This is a genomic window from Grimontia sedimenti, from assembly GCF_011045095.1.
Lineage (GTDB): Bacteria > Pseudomonadota > Gammaproteobacteria > Enterobacterales > Vibrionaceae > Enterovibrio > Enterovibrio sedimenti.
Window position 1 is genome coordinate 1 of the sequence record NZ_JAALDL010000033.1, and the last position, 16,303, is coordinate 16,303.

Sequence of the window (16,303 nt, forward strand, 5' to 3'; positions counted from 1 at the left end):
AGGCTACCGTCCACAGTTCTACTTCCGTACTACTGACGTGACCGGTACTATCGAACTGCCAGAAGGCGTTGAGATGGTAATGCCAGGCGACAACATCCAAATGGTTGTTGAGCTGATTGCACCAATCGCGATGGACGAAGGCCTGCGCTTCGCTATCCGTGAAGGTGGCCGTACCGTAGGTGCGGGTGTTGTTGCTAAGATCCTGGCTTAATTCTTATTAAGCTTCGATTAGCACAATGCTAGAAAAAGGACGCTTCGGCGTCCTTTTTCATTTCTGACAACCGCAGACATCTCCTTAGCATCACCTGCCTGTGATATTCCTTCAAAACTTGCCTTCGTTGTTTTCTTTTATTCTTCGCTAATCAATCGAAGAAACGAATTGGTAATGCTAACAATTCTCGTTTATATTGTTTATTAGATTAGTAGAGGAAGATACAAAGATGTACGTTTGTCTGTGCCATGGAATTTCTGATAAAACACTGAAAAAACTTGCTTATGAGCAAGGGGTTGATGATATCCGTGAAATCAGAAAATTGACGCCTCTTGGCTCGCAGTGTGGCAAATGTATACGTCCTGCGAAGGAAATCCTTCAAGAAGCAGCGTTAAATCCTCTCTACAAGAAAGTTGGCTAAGTGCAACTTGTCTAACATCTGACATTGACCACACTTCATTCGGTTCTACTTTTAATAGACGCCGAAAAGAGGAGTGCGCGATATGAAATCAGATCCAAAAATCATCCAACATCTCAACAAAATTCTGGGCAACGAACTTGTTGCCATCAATCAATATTTCCTTCATGCCCGAATGTACAAGGACTGGGGATTGAAAGCGATTGCTGATAAAGAATACGAAGAGTCTATCGATGAGATGAAACATGCTGATGATTTGATAGAGCGTATCCTTTTCCTCGAAGGCATACCCAACCTGCAAGATCTGGGTAAATTGCGCATAGGTGAAGATACCAAAGAAATGCTAGAGTGCGATTTAGCGCTGGAAATGGATGCTATTCCTGATCTGCGTGATGCCATTGAGTACGCTGAGAGTGTGCGTGATTATGTTTCGCGCGACCTGTTCCAGGATATTCTGGAAGAGGAAGAAGAGCATGTTGATTGGCTGGAAACCCAGCTGGGACTTATCGATAAAGTAGGTATCCAGAATTACAATCAAGCGCAAATGATTGAATGTGATGACTCTTGAGCAAGATTTTGAATGAGGATAAAGGGAGCCCAAAATAGGCTCCTTTTTTGTACTTACGCCAAAGCCAGAGACCGCAGTTTTACTTGCTTACCTAACCCCTGATTATTTTTTAAACGCCACTTGCAAAGCAAATTGTGATCTGTATAATGCCCGCACTGCCTGAGACATTTGCTCTCAAGCGTGCAGTTGTGAACCAATGAGCACAGGAGGAAGACCCATCGTTGTAGGCTCAGCCTGATGAGGTCGGTAATGTATACTCCGCTTATGTTCGCAGTCATATAAAATGGCTGACAATGTACCAGATATTGGTACTACGGTTTCACATAAATCAATCGACATTCCCTTATCTAGATAAGGTTGAGTGGCGATATTGTTTGTGTAATTTTTTAATTTGGAGCTCTGTCTAATGCAGAACCAACGTATCCGTATCCGCCTGAAGGCGTTCGATCACCGTTTGATCGATCAGTCTACTGCGGAAATCGTTGAAACCGCTAAGCGCACTGGTGCGCAGGTGAAGGGTCCAATCCCTCTGCCAACTCGCAAAGAGCGCTTCACCGTTCTTATCTCTCCGCACGTAAACAAAGATGCACGTGACCAGTACGAAATCCGTACTCACAAGCGTCTGATCGACATCGTTGAGCCAACAGATAAAACTGTTGACGCTCTGATGCGTCTTGACCTTGCTGCGGGCGTTGATGTTCAAATCAGCCTGGGTTAAGAGGGGAGTTAATAATGATTGGTCTAGTCGGTCGTAAAGTGGGCATGACTCGCATCTTCACTGAGGAAGGCGTTTCTATCCCTGTAACCGTTGTAGAAGTAGAAACTAACCGTGTTACTCAGGTACGTACTCCTGAAGTAGATGGTTACTCTGCTATCCAAGTAACTTCAGGCGCTAAGAAAGCAAGCCGCGTAACTAAGCCAGAAGCTGGTCACTTTGCGAAAGCAGGTGTTGAAGCTGGCCGCGGTCTGTGGGAATTCCGTCTGGAAAACGGCGAAGATTTCGAAGTAGGCGCTGAGCTGAACGTAGATCTGTTCGCTGAAATCAAAAAAGTAGACGTTACTGGCACATCTAAAGGTAAGGGCTTCCAAGGCGCTGTTAAGCGTTGGAACTTCCGTACTCAAGATATGACCCACGGTAACTCCTTGTCTCACCGTGCTCCTGGTTCTATCGGTCAATGTCAGACTCCAGGTCGCGTATTCAAAGGCAAGAAAATGGCAGGTCACATGGGTGCTGAGCAGGTAACTACTCAAAACCTTGAGATCGTACGTGTTGACGCTGAGCGCAAGCTGCTTCTTATTAAAGGTGCAGTACCAGGTGCGACTGGCAGCAACGTGATCGTTAAACCAGCCGTTAAAGCGTAACGTCGAGGAGATAGTAATGGAATTGGTAGTAAAAGGCGCTGACGCGCTGACTGTTTCCGAAACTACCTTCGGGCGTGAGTTCAACGAAGCTCTGGTTCACCAAGTAGTAGTTGCATACGCAGCTGGTGCCCGTCAAGGTACTCGTGCGCAAAAGACTCGTTCAGACGTATCAGGTGGCGGTGCTAAGCCATGGCGTCAGAAGGGTACTGGTCGCGCTCGTGCAGGTACAATCCGTAGCCCAATCTGGCGCTCGGGTGGTGTAACTTTCGCTGCGCGTCCACAGGACCACAGCCAGAAAGTTAACAAGAAAATGTACCGTGGTGCTATTAAAAGCATCCTGTCTGAGCTGGTTCGTCAAGAGCGTCTGATCGTTGTTGATAACTTCTCAGTAGAAGCACCAAAAACTAAAGAGCTGATCGCTAAGCTGAAAGAGCTTGAGCTGTCTGAAGCTCTGATCGTAACTGCAGAAGTTGATGAGAACCTGTTCTTGGCAGCGCGCAACCTGTACAAGGTTGATGTTCGCGATGCAGCAGGCATCGACCCAGTTAGCCTGATCGCTTTCGACAAAGTAGTTATGACTGCAGCTGCAGTTAAGCAAGTTGAGGAGATGCTGGGATGATCACTGAAGAGCGTATCCTGAAAGTTCTGCGTGCTCCGCACATCTCTGAAAAAGCAACCATGGCTGCTGAAAACGGTAACACTATCGTATTCAAAGTAGCGATGACTGCGACTAAGAGAGAGATCAAAGCAGCAGTTGAGAAACTGTTCGAAGTTGAAGTGAAGTCTGTAAATACTCTTATCACTAAGGGTAAGACCAAACGTCAAGGTATGCGCCAAGGCCGTCGTTCAGACGTGAAAAAAGCGTACGTTATCTTGAAAGAAGGTCAAGACATCGACTTCGCTGGCGGCGCTGAGTAAGACGGAGGAGTAACAGAAAATGGCAATTGTTAAATGTAAGCCTACTTCACCGGGTCGTCGTCACGTTGTTAAGATTGTAAACGCTGACCTGTACAAAGGTAAGCCTTACGCACCACTGCTGGAGAAAAACTCTAAGTCTGGTGGTCGTAACAACAACGGTCGTATCACTGTACGTCACATCGGTGGTGGTCATAAGCAACACTACCGTGTAATTGACTTCAAACGTACTAAAGACGGCATCCCAGCGAAAGTTGAGCGTCTGGAATACGATCCAAACCGTAGCGCGAACATCGCACTGGTTCTGTACGCAGACGGTGAGCGTCGTTACATCATTGCACCTAAAGGCCTGAAAGCTGGCGACCAGATCCAATCTGGTTCAGATGCTGCGATCAAAGTGGGCAACAGCCTGCCAATGCGCAACATCCCAGTAGGTTCTACAGTTCACAACGTTGAACTGAAGCCTGGTAAAGGTGCTCAGCTGGCTCGTTCAGCTGGTGCATACGCACAAATCGTAGCTCGCGATGGCGCATACGTAACTATTCGTCTGCGTTCTGGTGAGATGCGCAAAGTTCTTTCTGAAGGTCGTGCGACCATCGGTGAAGTTGGTAACGCAGAACACATGCTGCGTGAACTGGGTAAAGCAGGTGCTACTCGCTGGAAGGGCGTTCGTCCAACAGTTCGTGGTGTTGCAATGAACCCAGTAGACCACCCACACGGTGGTGGTGAAGGTCGTACTTCGGGCGGTCGTCACCCAGTATCTCCTTGGGGTATGCCTACTAAAGGCTTCAAGACCCGTAAGAACAAACGTACCGACAAGTACATCGTACGTCGTCGTAACAAGTAATTTATATCAGAGGATAAGCCATGCCACGTTCTCTCAAGAAAGGTCCTTTTATTGACCTGCACTTGCTGAAGAAGGTAGAGAAAGCGGTGGAAAGCGGTGACAAGAAGCCTGTTAAGACTTGGTCCCGTCGTTCAATGATCATCCCTCAGATGATCGGTTTGACCATCGCTGTCCATAATGGTCGTCAGCACGTACCTGTTTTCATCACTGATGAGATGATCGGTCACAAGCTGGGCGAATTTGCACCAACACGTACTTATCGCGGCCACGCTGCAGATAAGAAAGCTAAGAAGCGTTAAGGAGTTAAGATATGGAAGCTATTGCTAAACATCGCTTTGCTCGTATTTCGCCTCAGAAAGCACGTTTGGTAGCAGACCAAGTGCGCGGTAAAAACGTTGCACAAGCAATTGAACTTCTGACTTTCAGCGACAAAAAAGCTGCTGATCTGATCAAGAAGGTGCTGGAGTCTGCAATTGCAAACGCTGAGCATAACGAAGGCGCAGACATCGATGATCTGTCTGTAGCAAAAATCTTCGTTGACGAAGGCCCAGTCATGAAGCGCATCATGCCTCGTGCAAAAGGCCGTGCCGATCGCATCTTGAAGCGTTCTAGCCACATCACTGTTGTTGTAGCAGACCGCTAAGAGACGAGGAGAGAAAGCAATGGGTCAAAAAGTACATCCTAATGGTATTCGTCTTGGCATTTGTAAGCCTTGGAATTCCACTTGGTTTGCTAACAGCCAAGATTTCGCTGACAACCTAGACGGCGACTTCAAGGTACGTCAGTTCCTGACTAAAGAACTGTCTAAAGCGTCTGTTTCTCGTATCGTTATCGAGCGTCCAGCGAAGAGCATCCGTGTGACTATCCACACTGCTCGTCCAGGCGTTGTTATCGGTAAGAAAGGCGAAGACGTAGAAAAACTGCGCGCTCGCGTTGCACAACTGGCAGGTGTTCCTGCTCAAATCAACATCGCAGAAGTACGCAAGCCTGAGCTTGACGCACAACTGGTTGGTGACAGCATCGCGTCTCAGCTAGAGCGTCGTGTTATGTTCCGTCGCGCTATGAAGCGTGCGGTACAAAACGCAATGCGTCTGGGTGCCAAGGGTATCAAAGTGGAAGTAAGCGGCCGTCTTGGCGGTGCTGAAATCGCTCGTACCGAGTGGTACCGTGAAGGTCGTGTGCCACTGCACACTCTTCGTGCTGACATTGATTACGCAACTTCTTCGGCTCACACCACTTATGGTGTAATTGGTATTAAAGTTTGGATCTTCAAAGGTGAAGTTCTGGGCGGCATGCCAGTAGCAGAGCCACAGGCTGACAAGCCTAAGAAGCAGCGTAAAGGCCGTAAGTAAGGAGTCTATCGATGCTTCAACCAAAACGTACTAAGTTCCGCAAGACTCATAAGGGTCGTAACCGCGGTCTTGCTGCAGGTACTGACGTAAGCTTCGGTACCTTCGGCCTGAAAGCTGTTGGTCGTGGTCGTATCACTGCGCGTCAGATCGAAGCTGCACGTCGTGCTATGACTCGTCACATCAAGCGTCAGGGTCAAATCTGGATCCGTGTGTTCCCAGACAAGCCAATCACTACCAAACCTCTGGAAGTTCGTCAGGGTAAAGGTAAGGGTTCTGTGAGCTACTGGGTTGCACAAATCCAACCAGGTAAAGTCCTGTACGAGATGGATGGTGTTTCTGAAAGCCTTGCTCGCGAAGCATTCGAGCTGGCTTCTCGTAAACTACCTATCAAAACCACTTTCGTAACTAAGGCGGTGATGTGATGAAAGCACAAGAACTTCGCGAAAAGAGCGTAGAGCAGCTGAATGAAGAACTGCTGGGTCTGCTGCGTGAGCAATTCAATCTGCGCATGCAAGCGGCTACTGGTCAACTTCAGCAAACTCACACTCTGAAGAACGTTCGTCGCGATATCGCACGTGTTAAAACCGTTCTGAACCAGAAGGGCAACGCATAATGAGCGACAAAATCCGTACTCAACAAGGTCGTGTAATTAGCGACAAGATGGATAAATCTATCGTTGTTGCTATCGAACGCCAGGTGAAACACCCAATCTACGGTAAATTCATCAAGCGTACGACCAAACTGCACGTTCATGACGAAAACAACGAGTGCGCACAAGGCGATACCGTTGAGATCCGTGAGTGCCGTCCACTGTCTAAGACTAAGTCTTGGACTCTGGTACGCGTAGTTGAGAAAGCGCGCCTGTAAGGCAAGCTTTCCAGCGATAAAAAACAAAGCGGCTCCCATTTCGGAGCCGTTTATTTTTTATCTACCCATCTTCAAAAAATAGTGTTATTATTCGCCGCCCTTGTAATGAGGCAGCCCGACCCGAGATGGGTCTAGATGTAATAACAGCGGAGCACTAACAATGATCCAAATGCAAAGTATGCTGGATGCAGCCGATAACTCCGGCGCTCGCAGCGTAATGTGTATTAAGGTGCTGGGTGGTTCACACCGTCGCTACGCCCATATCGGCGACGTCATCAAAGTTACCGTTAAAGATGCAATCCCACGCGGTAAAGTTAAAAAAGGTGATGTCCTGAAGGCGGTTGTAGTTCGCACCCGTAAAGGCGTTCGTCGTCCAGACGGCTCTGTCATTCGCTTCGACCGTAATGCTTGCGTATTGTTGAACAACACTACTGAGCAACCAGTCGGTACCCGTATCTTTGGTCCTGTGACACGCGAACTTCGTGGCGATAAGTTCATGAAGATTGTGTCTCTGGCGCCAGAAGTTCTGTAAGGAGCGGTTAAAATGGCAGCTAAAATCCGTCGTAACGACGAAGTTATCGTTCTTGCCGGTAAAGATAAAGGCAAGAAAGGTAAAGTAAGTAAGGTTCTGACCACTGGTAAAGTTATCGTTGAAGGTATCAACCTGGTTAAGAAACACCAGAAGCCTGTTCCGGCTCTGGGCATCCAAGGCGGCATCGTAGAAAAAGAAGCTGCAGTGGACGTTTCTAACGTTGCTATCTACAACGCGGCAACTGGTAAAGCAGACCGTGTAGGCTTCCGATTCGAAGACGGCAAAAAAGTTCGTTTCTTCAAATCGAATGGCGAAATTATTTAAGTAATTCTGGAGTAGTACACTATGGCGAAACTGCATGATTACTACAAAGAGACTGTTGTAAAAGAACTGGCTGAAAAGTTCGAATACAAGAGTATCATGCAAGTCCCAAGGATCGAAAAGATCACCCTGAACATGGGTGTGGGCGAAGCAATCAACGACAAAAAACTGCTTGAGAACGCAGCATCTGACCTGGCATCAATCACAGGTCAAAAGCCGCTGATCACTAAAGCACGTAAGTCTGTTGCTGGCTTCAAGATCCGTGAGGGCTACCCAATTGGCTGTAAAGTAACCCTGCGTGGCGAGCGTATGTGGGAATTCCTAGAGCGTCTGATTTCAATCGCTCTCCCACGTGTGCGTGACTTCCGTGGCGTAAGTTCGAAATCTTTCGACGGTCGCGGTAACTATAGCATGGGCGTTCGTGAGCAAATCATCTTCCCAGAGATCGACTACGACAAAGTAGATCGTATCCGTGGTCTTGATATTACTATCACTACCACAGCGGCGACTGATGAGGAAGGTCAAGCTCTGCTGGCTGCCTTTAACTTCCCATTCCGTAAGTAAGGTGAAGGGTTACTGTAATGGCTAAGCAATCAATGAAAGCGCGCGAAGTAAAACGCGCGAAGCTGGTAGCAAAGTTCGCTGAGAAGCGTGCTGCACTGAAAGCTATCATCAAAAACGTTAACGCGTCTGAAGAAGAGCGTTGGGATGCAGTCCTGAAGCTTCAAACTCTACCGCGTGATTCTGCTAAGTCTCGTCAGCGTAACCGCTGTAACCAGACTGGTCGTCCACATGGCTACCTACGCAAATTCGGCCTGAGCCGAATCAAGGTTCGTGAAGCTTGCATGAAAGGCGAGATTCCGGGTCTGCGTAAGGCGAGCTGGTAATTGAATCACGGGAGTAAAGACTTATGAGCATGCAAGATCCGATTTCGGATATGCTGACCCGCATCCGCAACGGTCAGGCAGCAACTAAAGTTGCTGTTAAGATGCCTTCGTCAAAGCTGAAAGTGGCAATTGCTGAGCTGCTGAAAGCTGAAGGTTATGTGGCTGACTACGCTGTTTCTGGCGAAGTTAAGCCTGAGCTGGAAGTTACTCTGAAGTACTTCGAAGCTAAACCAGTTATCGAGCAAATCCAACGTGTAAGCCGTCCAGGTCTGCGCATCTATAAGAAAAAAGATGAGCTGCCTTCTGTAATGGGTGGTCTGGGTATTGCTGTAGTATCAACTTCTAAAGGTTTGATGACCGACCGTGCAGCTCGCAAAGCGGGTCTGGGCGGCGAAATCATCTGCTACGTAGCGTAAGGAGTAGGAAATGTCTCGTGTTGCAAAAGCACCCGTAGTAATTCCTGCCGGCGTAGAGGTGAAACTGAACGGTCAGGAAATCACTGTTAAAGGTAGCAAGGGCGAACTGACCCGCGTTATCAACGACGCAGTGGAACTAAGCCAAGAAGACAACGCTGTGAAGTTCGCGCCACGCGAAGGTATTGCTAAAGCTAACGCTCAAGCAGGTACCGCACGTGCACTGGTGAACAACATGGTTGTTGGTGTTACTGAAGGCTATACCAAGAAACTGATCCTGAAAGGTGTTGGTTATCGTGCAGCAATGAAAGGTAACTCAGTCGCTCTGACTCTGGGTTTCTCTCACCCTGTTGAACATGAACTGCCTGCAGGTATCAAAGCAGAATGCCCAAGCCAAACTGAAATTGTTTTGACTGGTACAGACAAGCAATTGGTTGGTCAAGTAGCTGCTGACATCCGCGCATACCGTCAGCCTGAGCCTTACAAAGGTAAAGGTGTTCGTTACGCTGACGAAGTTGTGCGTACTAAAGAAGCTAAGAAGAAGTAAGGTAACACTATGGATAAGAAAATTGCTCGTATCCGTCGTGCGACCCGAGCGCGTCGCAAGATTGCTGAACTGGGTGCGACTCGCCTAGTGGTACACCGTACTCCACGTCATGTGTACGCACAGGTTATCGCGGCAAATGGCTCCGAAGTAATCGCAGCTGCTTCTACCGTAGAAAAAGCGATCCGTGAGCAAGTGAAGAGCACCGGTAATAAAGAAGCCGCAGCAGCAGTAGGTAAAGCTATCGCTGAGCGTGCGAAGGAAAAAGGCATCGAATCTGTTGCTTTTGACCGTTCCGGTTTCCAATACCACGGCCGTGTGGCTGCACTGGCAGAAGCTGCCCGTGAAGCTGGTCTGAAATTCTAAGGTAGGCGGAAAGATGGCTAACGATAAACAACAAAGTGATTTGCATGAGAAGCTGATTGCTGTTAACCGTGTCTCTAAGACGGTTAAAGGTGGTCGCATCTTCAGCTTCACCGCTCTTACTGTAGTTGGTGATGGCAATGGTCGTGTAGGTTTCGGTTACGGCAAAGCCCGTGAAGTACCTGCAGCGATCCAAAAATCAATGGAAAAAGCGCGCCGTAACATGGTTACTGTTGCGCTGAACGAAGGTACTCTTCACCACGCTGTTAAAGGCAGCCACACTGGTTCTAAAGTGTACATGCAGCCTGCATCAGAAGGTACGGGTATCATCGCAGGTGGTGCGATGCGTGCGGTTCTGGAAGTTGCGGGTGTTCGCAACGTTCTGGCAAAAGCATACGGTTCTACTAACCCAATCAACATCGTTCGTGCAACGATCGATGGCCTGGGTGGTATGAAGTCTCCAGAAATGGTAGCTGCTAAGCGCGGTCTGCCAGTTAACGAAATTCTGGGGTAATTCGACATGGCTAAAACTATCAAAGTAACTCAGACTCGTAGCTCAATCGGTCGTTTGCCGAAACATAAAGCTACCCTGCGTGGCTTGGGCCTACGTCGCATCAACCACACTGTTGAACTTGAAGATACTGCTTGCGTACGCGGCATGATCAATCAAGTTTACTACATGGTTAAAGTGGAGGAGTAATCACAATGCGTCTGAATACTCTATCTCCGGCTGCGGGTTCAAAGCCTTCTAAGAAGCGCGTTGGCCGTGGTATCGGTTCAGGCCTGGGCAAAACTGGTGGCCGTGGTCACAAAGGTCAGAAATCACGTTCAGGTGGTTCTGTACGCCCAGGTTTCGAAGGCGGTCAAATGCCTTTGAAACAGCGTCTGCCAAAATTTGGTTTTACTTCTCGCAAGAGCCTTACTGCGGCTGAAGTTCGCCTGAGCGAACTGGCTAAAGTTGAAGGTGACGTAGTAAGCCTTGAGACACTGAAAGCTGCAAACGTAATCACTAAAGACATCCGTACGGCGAAAATCGTACTGTCTGGTGAGATTGCACGCTCAGTGACTGTAAAAGGTCTTCGCGTTACTAAAGGCGCTCAAGCTGCAATCGAAGCTGCTGGCGGTAAAATCGAGGAATAATTAGCTCGAGGACGAGGTACAGATGGCAAAACAACCAGGACAAAATTTTAGTAGTGCAAAAGGTGGACTTGCGGAGCTGAAAAGCCGTCTACTCTTTGTGGTAGGTGCGTTGCTCGTATTCCGCGCCGGTTCTTTTGTGCCAATTCCTGGTATTGACGCTGCTGTACTTGCCGATCTGTTCGAACAGCAACAAGGTACCATCATTGAACTGTTTAACATGTTCTCTGGTGGTGCTCTTGAGCGTGCATCTATCCTGGCGCTGGGCATCATGCCGTATATTTCGGCATCGATTATTGTCCAACTGCTTACGGTAGTTCATCCAGCTTTGGCTGAGTTGAAGAAAGAAGGGGAGTCTGGCCGTCGTAAGATCAGTCAGTACACCCGCTACGGCACGCTGGTATTGGCAACCTTCCAAGCGATTGGTATCGCTACAGGCTTGCCAAGTATGATTCCGGGTCTGGTGGTAACTCCAGGCCTAGGATTCTACTTTACTGCTGTTGTGAGCTTGGTCACTGGCACCATGTTCCTGATGTGGTTAGGTGAACAGATCACTGAGCGTGGTATCGGTAACGGTATATCCCTGATTATTTTCGCGGGTATCGTTGCAGGATTGCCATCCGCTATCGGACAAACAGCCGAGCAAGCGCGTCAAGGTGAATTGCACGTGCTTCTTCTTCTGTTGATTGCGGTAATTGCATTCGCAGTAATTGCGTTCGTAGTGTTTGTAGAGCGTGGTCAACGTCGAATCGTTGTTAACTACGCGAAGCGTCAGCAAGGGCGTCGTGTCTTCGCTGCGCAAAGCACACACCTGCCATTGAAACTAAATATGGCCGGCGTAATTCCAGCGATTTTTGCATCAAGTATTATCCTGTTCCCAGGCACACTGGCTCAATGGTTTGGTCAGAGTGAACAGTTGGGCTGGTTGGCGGATGTGTCATTGGCACTGAGCCCTGGTCAACCACTGTATGTAATTCTTTATGCTGCTGCGATTATCTTCTTCTGTTTCTTCTACACGGCGTTGGTTTTCAACCCGCGTGAGACAGCAGACAATCTGAAGAAGTCTGGTGCATTCGTACCTGGTATTCGCCCGGGCGAGCAGACTGCGAAGTACATAGATAAAGTGATGACTCGACTGACATTAGCAGGCGCGTTGTATATCACCTTTATCTGTCTGATCCCCGAGTTCATGATGATTGCTTGGAACGTACGCTTCTATTTTGGCGGAACTTCCCTACTTATCGTAGTCGTAGTAATCATGGACTTTATGGCTCAAGTTCAGACACATCTGATGTCTCAACAATATGAGTCCGTGTTGAAGAAAGCCAATCTGAAAGGCTACGGCCGCTAACAGATTGACATTTACGGAGTTTAGCAATGAAAGTTCGTGCTTCCGTTAAGAAAATCTGCCGTAACTGTAAAGTTATCAAGCGTAACGGTGTCGTTCGCGTGATTTGCAGTGAGCCAAAGCACAAGCAGCGCCAAGGCTAATAGCAGAATATTTTTCTTGCAAAATTTAGGCAGGCTGGCTACATTAGCCAGCCCACCTTTTGTGTGTGCAAAAGAAGTGGTATAGCCGCTGCGTATCCTAAACGGGCTCTGCAGCGGTTCTTCTTGATAAAGTACTAGGAGTGAATAGTGGCCCGTATTGCAGGCATTAACATTCCTGATCAGAAGCATGCTGTAATCGCACTGACTGCGATCTACGGTATCGGTAAAACCCGTTCAAAAGCTATCCTAGCTGAGACTGGTATTGCTGAAAGCACTAAGATCAGTGAACTAACTGAAGAGCAGATCGATCTACTGCGTGATGGCGTTGCCAAGTACACTGTAGAAGGTGATCTACGTCGTGAAGTTTCCATGAACATCAAGCGTCTAATGGACCTTGGTTGTTACCGCGGTTTGCGTCATCGTCGCAGCTTGCCACTACGTGGCCAGCGTACGAAGACCAATGCTCGTACCCGTAAGGGTCCGCGCAAGCCGATCAAGAAATAATCGGGGTAGGTAAAGTACTATGGCTAAACAACCAAATCGCGCACGTAAACGCGTACGCAAGCAAGTTGCTGACGGCGTAGCGCACATCCATGCGTCTTTCAACAACACAATCGTAACCATTACTGACCGTCAAGGTAATGCTCTAGCATGGGCTACTGCAGGTGGTTCTGGTTTCCGTGGTTCTCGTAAATCAACTCCGTTCGCTGCACAGGTTGCTGCTGAGCGTTGTGGTGAGATGGCTAAAGAATATGGCCTTAAGAACCTGGAAGTTATGGTTAAGGGCCCAGGTCCAGGTCGTGAATCTACTATTCGCGCACTGAACGCGGCTGGTTTCCGTATCACTAACATTGTTGATGCGACTCCAATCCCACATAACGGTTGTCGTCCACCTAAGAAACGTCGCGTATAACGCTGTTTCTTAGAATTCTGGAGAAAGATCATGGCAAGATATTTGGGTCCTAAGCTGAAGCTTAGCCGTCGCGAAGGTACTGACTTGTTCCTGAAGTCAGGCGTACGCGCGATTGATACCAAGTGTAAAATTGATAACGCCCCAGGCGTACACGGCGCACGTCGCGGCCGTCTGTCTGACTATGGCGTTCAGCTTCGTGAGAAGCAAAAAGTTCGTCGTATCTACGGCGTACTGGAAAAACAATTCCGTAACTACTACAAAGAAGCTGCTCGCATCAAAGGCAACACAGGTGAAAACCTGCTGCAACTTCTGGAAGGTCGTCTAGATAACGTAGTTTACCGCATGGGCTTCGGCGCAACTCGCGCAGAATCACGTCAGCTGGTAAGCCACAAAGCGATCCTGGTAAACGGTAAAGTGGTTAACGTTCCTTCTTTCAAGGTAACGGCCAACGACGTTGTTAGCATTCGCGAGAAAGCTAAGAACCAAGCACGCATCAAAGCAGCTCTTGAAATTGCTGCTCAGCGCGAGCTGCCAACTTGGATCGAAGTAGACAGCAACAAAATGGAAGGCACTTTCAAGCGCCTGCCAGAGCGTTCAGATTTGTCTGCTGACATCAACGAACACCTGATCGTCGAGCTTTACTCTAAGTAAGGCTAAACTAAAGAGAGGACACAATGCAGGGTTCTGTAACAGAATTTCTTAAGCCGCGTCTGGTTGACATCGAACAAGTTAGCTCGACGCACGCAAAAGTAACTCTTGAGCCGCTAGAGCGTGGCTTTGGTCACACCCTAGGTAATGCTCTACGTCGCATCCTACTGTCGTCTATGCCTGGTTGTGCAGTGACAGAAGTAGAAATTGACGGCGTGTTGCACGAGTACAGCACCAAAGAGGGCGTACAGGAAGATATCCTGGAAATCCTGCTTAACCTTAAAGGCCTTGCCGTTAAGGTAGAGGGTAAAGATGAAGTTATCCTAACCCTGAATAAGTCTGGTGCAGGCCCTGTTGTTGCAGGCGACATCACCCACGACGGTGGTGTTGAGATTGCGAACCCAGAACACGTAATCTGCCACCTGACAGATTCAAATGCTGAGATCAGCATGCGAATCAAGGTAGAACGTGGTCGCGGCTACGTACCAGCGTCAGCGCGTATTCACACTGAAGAAGACGAGCGTCCAATCGGCCGTCTGCTTGTAGATGCAACGTTCAGCCCAGTAGACCGTATTGCTTACAATGTTGAAGCAGCACGTGTTGAACAGCGTACCGACCTCGACAAGCTGGTTATCGATATGGAGACTAACGGTACTCTTGATCCTGAGGAAGCTATCCGTCGTGCAGCAACTATTCTTGCTGAGCAACTGGACGCATTCGTAGATCTGCGTGATGTACGAGTTCCTGAAGAGAAAGAAGAGAAGCCAGAGTTCGATCCGATCCTACTGCGTCCTGTAGACGATCTTGAACTAACTGTTCGCTCTGCTAACTGTTTGAAAGCAGAAGCGATCCACTACATCGGTGATCTGGTACAGCGTACTGAGGTTGAGCTTCTTAAGACGCCAAACCTTGGTAAGAAGTCTTTGACTGAAATTAAAGATGTGCTGGCTTCACGTGGTCTGTCTCTGGGTATGCGCCTGGAAAACTGGCCGCCAGCATCAATCGCTGAAGATTAATCAGATTCTGATTACTTAGTTAGAAGGATTAGGTCATGCGCCATCGTAAGAGTGGTCGTCAACTCAATCGCAACAGCAGCCATCGCAAAGCGATGTTCAGCAACATGGCTAGCTCGCTGGTAACTCACGAAGTTATCAAAACTACTCTGCCTAAGGCAAAAGAGCTGCGTCGCGTAATTGAGCCATTGATTACCCTAGCAAAGAACGACAGTGTTGCTAACCGTCGTCTTGCATTCGCTCGTACTCGTAACGACGAAGTTGTAGCGAAGCTGTTCAACGAACTAGGCCCACGTTTTGCCTCTCGTGCAGGCGGTTACACTCGCATTCTGAAATGCGGTGTACGTGCCGGCGACAAAGCCCCTATGGCTTACATCGAGTTGGTAGATCGTCCAGAGACAGCTGCAGAAGAAGCAGCTGAGTAATCTCTCGGTTCGTTCAAATAAGAAGCCAGGCTTTTAGCCTGGCTTTTTATTTATCTACTCATTCATAAAACAGCCTAAGCCCCATTTCTTTCTTTATAACTCTTGACGTTAAGGCTTCAGTAAAACAGTCTTTCTACTTCTACTTCTACTTCTACTTCTACTTCTACTTCTACTTCTACTTCTACTTCTACTTCTACTTCTACTTCTACTTCTACTTCTACTTCTACTTCTACTTACTTATCTAATGGCTGAACTGAATTCTCCAACAGAACTGAACTTATTGATTGGCTCAGTTAGTGAATAAGCAATATTGTAAACGTCAAATATGTGAGGGGAGGGGGGAGATTGAAAAGGCTATTACATCGTGCATAACACACTTATGCACAGCCTTTTGTGTGTTTGGTGTGAGTAAAATGTGTGGAAATAAGGCTTTCGAGTAAAATATAGCCAAGTGAAGCGATTTTTATAAAAAACCTCAAAAAAGCCCTTGCCAGAATTTCAGACCTCCCTATAATTCCGCCTCACCGACACGGAGAGCGGCTTCCACAGCGGAAACGCCCACTCAAATCGGTACGGCGAAGGCCTCAAAAATGAGTTGAAATAAACGCTTGACGCGCTGTTTCGAATCAGTAGAATGGCCGCCCGCTTCGAAGGGGAATTCACCCCGAGAGGCAAGTCAACAAGGTGTTTTGAGGGTTACGAAAGCAACGCTGAAAAATCTCAAAATTTCTTCTTGACTTCATCGCCTGGCAGCGTAAAATTCGCAGCCCTGACGGTGAGAAGCGATGCTTCTTCAAGTCAACGTTCTTTAACAATTTGACCTATGCAATCTGTGTGGGCACTCGTAGTTGATAGACAAAAGATTTATCGATGTTTACTGAGTGACCAAGCGAAAACTCTTCGGAGTTATCGGCACAGTCAATTCGTTTTGCTTCTGCTTTTTTAAAAAGCGGAGACAAAACAACAACAGTATTTCATCGAGCCAAAAACTTTAATTGAAGAGTTTGATCATGGCTCAGATTGAACGCTGGCGGCAGGCCTAACACATGCAAGTCGAGCGGCAGCGACAACATTGA

At 48.0% G+C, this 16,303-nt stretch carries 31 protein-coding genes and 1 rRNA gene; all 32 read left to right on the forward strand.

Annotation, left to right across the window (positions count from 1 at the left end; all coding sequences use genetic code 11):
* Window positions 1-211: EF-Tu C-terminal domain-related protein (locus G5S52_RS22925; RefSeq protein WP_205744039.1), on the forward strand; the 211-nt coding region annotated here is incomplete at its 5' end.
* 229 nt (window positions 212-440) lie between these two features.
* Window positions 441-632 (forward strand): bacterioferritin-associated ferredoxin, encoded by a 192-nt coding sequence (locus G5S52_RS22930; protein ID WP_002541409.1) that lies wholly within the window; start codon window positions 441-443, stop codon window positions 630-632.
* A gap of 82 nt (window positions 633-714) precedes the next feature.
* Window positions 715-1,197: a bacterioferritin gene (gene bfr, locus G5S52_RS22935; RefSeq protein WP_002541410.1), complete on the forward strand. Its 483-nt coding sequence runs from the start codon at window positions 715-717 to the stop codon at window positions 1,195-1,197.
* A 406-nt stretch (window positions 1,198-1,603) separates the two neighbouring features.
* Entirely contained in the window at window positions 1,604-1,915 is a 312-nt protein-coding gene (gene rpsJ, locus G5S52_RS22940; RefSeq protein WP_002541412.1) for a 30S ribosomal protein S10, read from the forward strand.
* 14 nt (window positions 1,916-1,929) lie between these two features.
* On the forward strand, window positions 1,930-2,559 hold the full coding sequence (gene rplC, locus G5S52_RS22945) for a 50S ribosomal protein L3 (protein ID WP_002541413.1): 630 nt from the start codon (window positions 1,930-1,932) through the stop codon (window positions 2,557-2,559).
* Between the two features lie 16 nt (window positions 2,560-2,575).
* Window positions 2,576-3,178, forward strand: a complete 603-nt coding sequence (gene rplD / locus G5S52_RS22950; protein WP_002541414.1) for a 50S ribosomal protein L4 — start codon at window positions 2,576-2,578, stop codon at window positions 3,176-3,178.
* Complete coding sequence (gene rplW, locus G5S52_RS22955; protein ID WP_002541415.1) at window positions 3,175-3,477, forward strand: 50S ribosomal protein L23; 303 nt, start codon at window positions 3,175-3,177, stop codon at window positions 3,475-3,477. The genes rplD and rplW overlap by 4 nt, the downstream gene beginning before the upstream one ends.
* A 19-nt stretch (window positions 3,478-3,496) precedes the next feature.
* Window positions 3,497-4,321: a 50S ribosomal protein L2 gene (gene rplB / locus G5S52_RS22960; RefSeq protein WP_002541416.1), complete on the forward strand. Its 825-nt coding sequence runs from the start codon at window positions 3,497-3,499 to the stop codon at window positions 4,319-4,321.
* A 20-nt stretch (window positions 4,322-4,341) separates the two neighbouring features.
* The gene (gene rpsS / locus G5S52_RS22965; RefSeq protein WP_002541417.1) at window positions 4,342-4,620 is read left to right on the forward strand and encodes a 30S ribosomal protein S19; all 279 of its coding nucleotides are present in this window, start codon (window positions 4,342-4,344) and stop codon (window positions 4,618-4,620) included.
* 11 nt (window positions 4,621-4,631) lie between these two features.
* Window positions 4,632-4,964: a 50S ribosomal protein L22 gene (gene rplV / locus G5S52_RS22970; protein WP_002541418.1), complete on the forward strand. Its 333-nt coding sequence runs from the start codon at window positions 4,632-4,634 to the stop codon at window positions 4,962-4,964.
* Window positions 4,965-4,983: 19 nt separating this feature from the next.
* Window positions 4,984-5,673 carry a 30S ribosomal protein S3 gene (gene rpsC, locus G5S52_RS22975; RefSeq protein ID WP_002541419.1) on the forward strand — a complete coding sequence of 230 codons (690 nt, stop codon included), beginning with the start codon at window positions 4,984-4,986 and terminating at the stop codon, window positions 5,671-5,673.
* A gap of 11 nt (window positions 5,674-5,684) precedes the next feature.
* The gene (rplP, locus tag G5S52_RS22980) at window positions 5,685-6,095 is read left to right on the forward strand and encodes a 50S ribosomal protein L16 (RefSeq protein ID WP_002541420.1); all 411 of its coding nucleotides are present in this window, start codon (window positions 5,685-5,687) and stop codon (window positions 6,093-6,095) included.
* Complete coding sequence (gene rpmC, locus G5S52_RS22985; RefSeq protein ID WP_002541421.1) at window positions 6,095-6,286, forward strand: 50S ribosomal protein L29; 192 nt, start codon at window positions 6,095-6,097, stop codon at window positions 6,284-6,286. Before rplP ends, rpmC begins: the two co-directional genes overlap by 1 nt.
* Entirely contained in the window at window positions 6,286-6,540 is a 255-nt protein-coding gene (gene rpsQ, locus G5S52_RS22990; RefSeq protein WP_165018796.1) for a 30S ribosomal protein S17, read from the forward strand. The genes rpmC and rpsQ overlap by 1 nt, the downstream gene beginning before the upstream one ends.
* A gap of 160 nt (window positions 6,541-6,700) precedes the next feature.
* Complete coding sequence (gene rplN / locus G5S52_RS22995) at window positions 6,701-7,072, forward strand: 50S ribosomal protein L14 (RefSeq protein WP_002541423.1); 372 nt, start codon at window positions 6,701-6,703, stop codon at window positions 7,070-7,072.
* Between the two features lie 12 nt (window positions 7,073-7,084).
* Complete coding sequence (gene rplX, locus G5S52_RS23000; protein WP_002541424.1) at window positions 7,085-7,396, forward strand: 50S ribosomal protein L24; 312 nt, start codon at window positions 7,085-7,087, stop codon at window positions 7,394-7,396.
* Window positions 7,397-7,417: 21 nt separating this feature from the next.
* Window positions 7,418-7,957, forward strand: coding sequence for a 50S ribosomal protein L5 (gene rplE / locus G5S52_RS23005; RefSeq protein ID WP_002541425.1), 540 nt, complete (start codon window positions 7,418-7,420; stop codon window positions 7,955-7,957).
* Between the two features lie 17 nt (window positions 7,958-7,974).
* Complete coding sequence (gene rpsN / locus G5S52_RS23010) at window positions 7,975-8,280, forward strand: 30S ribosomal protein S14 (RefSeq protein WP_002541426.1); 306 nt, start codon at window positions 7,975-7,977, stop codon at window positions 8,278-8,280.
* Between the two features lie 23 nt (window positions 8,281-8,303).
* Window positions 8,304-8,696: a 30S ribosomal protein S8 gene (gene rpsH, locus G5S52_RS23015; RefSeq protein ID WP_002541427.1), complete on the forward strand. Its 393-nt coding sequence runs from the start codon at window positions 8,304-8,306 to the stop codon at window positions 8,694-8,696.
* Between the two features lie 10 nt (window positions 8,697-8,706).
* Window positions 8,707-9,240, forward strand: a complete 534-nt coding sequence (gene rplF, locus G5S52_RS23020) for a 50S ribosomal protein L6 (protein ID WP_002541428.1) — start codon at window positions 8,707-8,709, stop codon at window positions 9,238-9,240.
* Window positions 9,241-9,249: 9 nt separating this feature from the next.
* Window positions 9,250-9,603, forward strand: a complete 354-nt coding sequence (gene rplR, locus G5S52_RS23025; protein ID WP_165018798.1) for a 50S ribosomal protein L18 — start codon at window positions 9,250-9,252, stop codon at window positions 9,601-9,603.
* Window positions 9,604-9,616: 13 nt separating this feature from the next.
* The gene (gene rpsE / locus G5S52_RS23030) at window positions 9,617-10,114 is read left to right on the forward strand and encodes a 30S ribosomal protein S5 (RefSeq protein ID WP_165018799.1); all 498 of its coding nucleotides are present in this window, start codon (window positions 9,617-9,619) and stop codon (window positions 10,112-10,114) included.
* A 6-nt stretch (window positions 10,115-10,120) separates the two neighbouring features.
* Window positions 10,121-10,300, forward strand: coding sequence for a 50S ribosomal protein L30 (gene rpmD / locus G5S52_RS23035; protein ID WP_002541431.1), 180 nt, complete (start codon window positions 10,121-10,123; stop codon window positions 10,298-10,300).
* Window positions 10,301-10,305: 5 nt separating this feature from the next.
* On the forward strand, window positions 10,306-10,740 hold the full coding sequence (gene rplO / locus G5S52_RS23040) for a 50S ribosomal protein L15 (protein ID WP_002541432.1): 435 nt from the start codon (window positions 10,306-10,308) through the stop codon (window positions 10,738-10,740).
* 22 nt (window positions 10,741-10,762) lie between these two features.
* Window positions 10,763-12,088, forward strand: coding sequence for a preprotein translocase subunit SecY (gene secY, locus G5S52_RS23045; RefSeq protein WP_002541433.1), 1,326 nt, complete (start codon window positions 10,763-10,765; stop codon window positions 12,086-12,088).
* Between the two features lie 26 nt (window positions 12,089-12,114).
* Window positions 12,115-12,228 (forward strand): 50S ribosomal protein L36, encoded by a 114-nt coding sequence (gene rpmJ / locus G5S52_RS23050; RefSeq protein WP_000868186.1) that lies wholly within the window; start codon window positions 12,115-12,117, stop codon window positions 12,226-12,228.
* Between the two features lie 147 nt (window positions 12,229-12,375).
* On the forward strand, window positions 12,376-12,732 hold the full coding sequence (gene rpsM / locus G5S52_RS23055) for a 30S ribosomal protein S13 (RefSeq protein ID WP_002541533.1): 357 nt from the start codon (window positions 12,376-12,378) through the stop codon (window positions 12,730-12,732).
* A 19-nt stretch (window positions 12,733-12,751) separates the two neighbouring features.
* Window positions 12,752-13,141, forward strand: coding sequence for a 30S ribosomal protein S11 (gene rpsK / locus G5S52_RS23060; protein WP_002541534.1), 390 nt, complete (start codon window positions 12,752-12,754; stop codon window positions 13,139-13,141).
* Between the two features lie 30 nt (window positions 13,142-13,171).
* Window positions 13,172-13,792 (forward strand): 30S ribosomal protein S4, encoded by a 621-nt coding sequence (rpsD, locus tag G5S52_RS23065; RefSeq protein WP_002541535.1) that lies wholly within the window; start codon window positions 13,172-13,174, stop codon window positions 13,790-13,792.
* Between the two features lie 23 nt (window positions 13,793-13,815).
* Window positions 13,816-14,805 (forward strand): DNA-directed RNA polymerase subunit alpha, encoded by a 990-nt coding sequence (locus G5S52_RS23070; RefSeq protein ID WP_002541536.1) that lies wholly within the window; start codon window positions 13,816-13,818, stop codon window positions 14,803-14,805.
* A gap of 35 nt (window positions 14,806-14,840) precedes the next feature.
* Window positions 14,841-15,227, forward strand: a complete 387-nt coding sequence (gene rplQ / locus G5S52_RS23075) for a 50S ribosomal protein L17 (RefSeq protein ID WP_002541538.1) — start codon at window positions 14,841-14,843, stop codon at window positions 15,225-15,227.
* A gap of 992 nt (window positions 15,228-16,219) precedes the next feature.
* A 16S ribosomal RNA gene (locus tag G5S52_RS23080) occupies window positions 16,220-16,303 on the forward strand; the annotation flags it as partial.

What these genes read in the sequence shown, in the direction of transcription:
- rplR (WP_165018798.1), top strand. Translation starts at nt 9,250, where the DNA reads ATGGATAAGAAAATTGCTCGTATCCGTCGTGCGACCCGAGCGCGTCGC.
- rpsH (WP_002541427.1), top strand. Translation starts at nt 8,304, where the DNA reads ATGAGCATGCAAGATCCGATTTCGGATATGCTGACCCGCATCCGCAAC.
- rpsJ (WP_002541412.1), top strand. Translation starts at nt 1,604, where the DNA reads ATGCAGAACCAACGTATCCGTATCCGCCTGAAGGCGTTCGATCACCGT.
- G5S52_RS23070 (WP_002541536.1), top strand. Translation starts at nt 13,816, where the DNA reads ATGCAGGGTTCTGTAACAGAATTTCTTAAGCCGCGTCTGGTTGACATC.
- rpmC (WP_002541421.1), top strand. Translation starts at nt 6,095, where the DNA reads ATGAAAGCACAAGAACTTCGCGAAAAGAGCGTAGAGCAGCTGAATGAA.
- rpsQ (WP_165018796.1), top strand. Translation starts at nt 6,286, where the DNA reads ATGAGCGACAAAATCCGTACTCAACAAGGTCGTGTAATTAGCGACAAG.
- rplE (WP_002541425.1), top strand. Translation starts at nt 7,418, where the DNA reads ATGGCGAAACTGCATGATTACTACAAAGAGACTGTTGTAAAAGAACTG.
- rplV (WP_002541418.1), top strand. Translation starts at nt 4,632, where the DNA reads ATGGAAGCTATTGCTAAACATCGCTTTGCTCGTATTTCGCCTCAGAAA.
- rpsD (WP_002541535.1), top strand. Translation starts at nt 13,172, where the DNA reads ATGGCAAGATATTTGGGTCCTAAGCTGAAGCTTAGCCGTCGCGAAGGT.
- rpsN (WP_002541426.1), top strand. Translation starts at nt 7,975, where the DNA reads ATGGCTAAGCAATCAATGAAAGCGCGCGAAGTAAAACGCGCGAAGCTG.
- rplX (WP_002541424.1), top strand. Translation starts at nt 7,085, where the DNA reads ATGGCAGCTAAAATCCGTCGTAACGACGAAGTTATCGTTCTTGCCGGT.
- rplC (WP_002541413.1), top strand. Translation starts at nt 1,930, where the DNA reads ATGATTGGTCTAGTCGGTCGTAAAGTGGGCATGACTCGCATCTTCACT.
- rpsS (WP_002541417.1), top strand. Translation starts at nt 4,342, where the DNA reads ATGCCACGTTCTCTCAAGAAAGGTCCTTTTATTGACCTGCACTTGCTG.
- bfr (WP_002541410.1), top strand. Translation starts at nt 715, where the DNA reads ATGAAATCAGATCCAAAAATCATCCAACATCTCAACAAAATTCTGGGC.
- rplO (WP_002541432.1), top strand. Translation starts at nt 10,306, where the DNA reads ATGCGTCTGAATACTCTATCTCCGGCTGCGGGTTCAAAGCCTTCTAAG.
- rpmJ (WP_000868186.1), top strand. Translation starts at nt 12,115, where the DNA reads ATGAAAGTTCGTGCTTCCGTTAAGAAAATCTGCCGTAACTGTAAAGTT.
- rplQ (WP_002541538.1), top strand. Translation starts at nt 14,841, where the DNA reads ATGCGCCATCGTAAGAGTGGTCGTCAACTCAATCGCAACAGCAGCCAT.
- rplF (WP_002541428.1), top strand. Translation starts at nt 8,707, where the DNA reads ATGTCTCGTGTTGCAAAAGCACCCGTAGTAATTCCTGCCGGCGTAGAG.
- rplN (WP_002541423.1), top strand. Translation starts at nt 6,701, where the DNA reads ATGATCCAAATGCAAAGTATGCTGGATGCAGCCGATAACTCCGGCGCT.
- rpsK (WP_002541534.1), top strand. Translation starts at nt 12,752, where the DNA reads ATGGCTAAACAACCAAATCGCGCACGTAAACGCGTACGCAAGCAAGTT.
- rplP (WP_002541420.1), top strand. Translation starts at nt 5,685, where the DNA reads ATGCTTCAACCAAAACGTACTAAGTTCCGCAAGACTCATAAGGGTCGT.
- rpmD (WP_002541431.1), top strand. Translation starts at nt 10,121, where the DNA reads ATGGCTAAAACTATCAAAGTAACTCAGACTCGTAGCTCAATCGGTCGT.
- rplD (WP_002541414.1), top strand. Translation starts at nt 2,576, where the DNA reads ATGGAATTGGTAGTAAAAGGCGCTGACGCGCTGACTGTTTCCGAAACT.
- rpsE (WP_165018799.1), top strand. Translation starts at nt 9,617, where the DNA reads ATGGCTAACGATAAACAACAAAGTGATTTGCATGAGAAGCTGATTGCT.
- secY (WP_002541433.1), top strand. Translation starts at nt 10,763, where the DNA reads ATGGCAAAACAACCAGGACAAAATTTTAGTAGTGCAAAAGGTGGACTT.
- rplB (WP_002541416.1), top strand. Translation starts at nt 3,497, where the DNA reads ATGGCAATTGTTAAATGTAAGCCTACTTCACCGGGTCGTCGTCACGTT.
- rpsC (WP_002541419.1), top strand. Translation starts at nt 4,984, where the DNA reads ATGGGTCAAAAAGTACATCCTAATGGTATTCGTCTTGGCATTTGTAAG.
- G5S52_RS22930 (WP_002541409.1), top strand. Translation starts at nt 441, where the DNA reads ATGTACGTTTGTCTGTGCCATGGAATTTCTGATAAAACACTGAAAAAA.
- rplW (WP_002541415.1), top strand. Translation starts at nt 3,175, where the DNA reads ATGATCACTGAAGAGCGTATCCTGAAAGTTCTGCGTGCTCCGCACATC.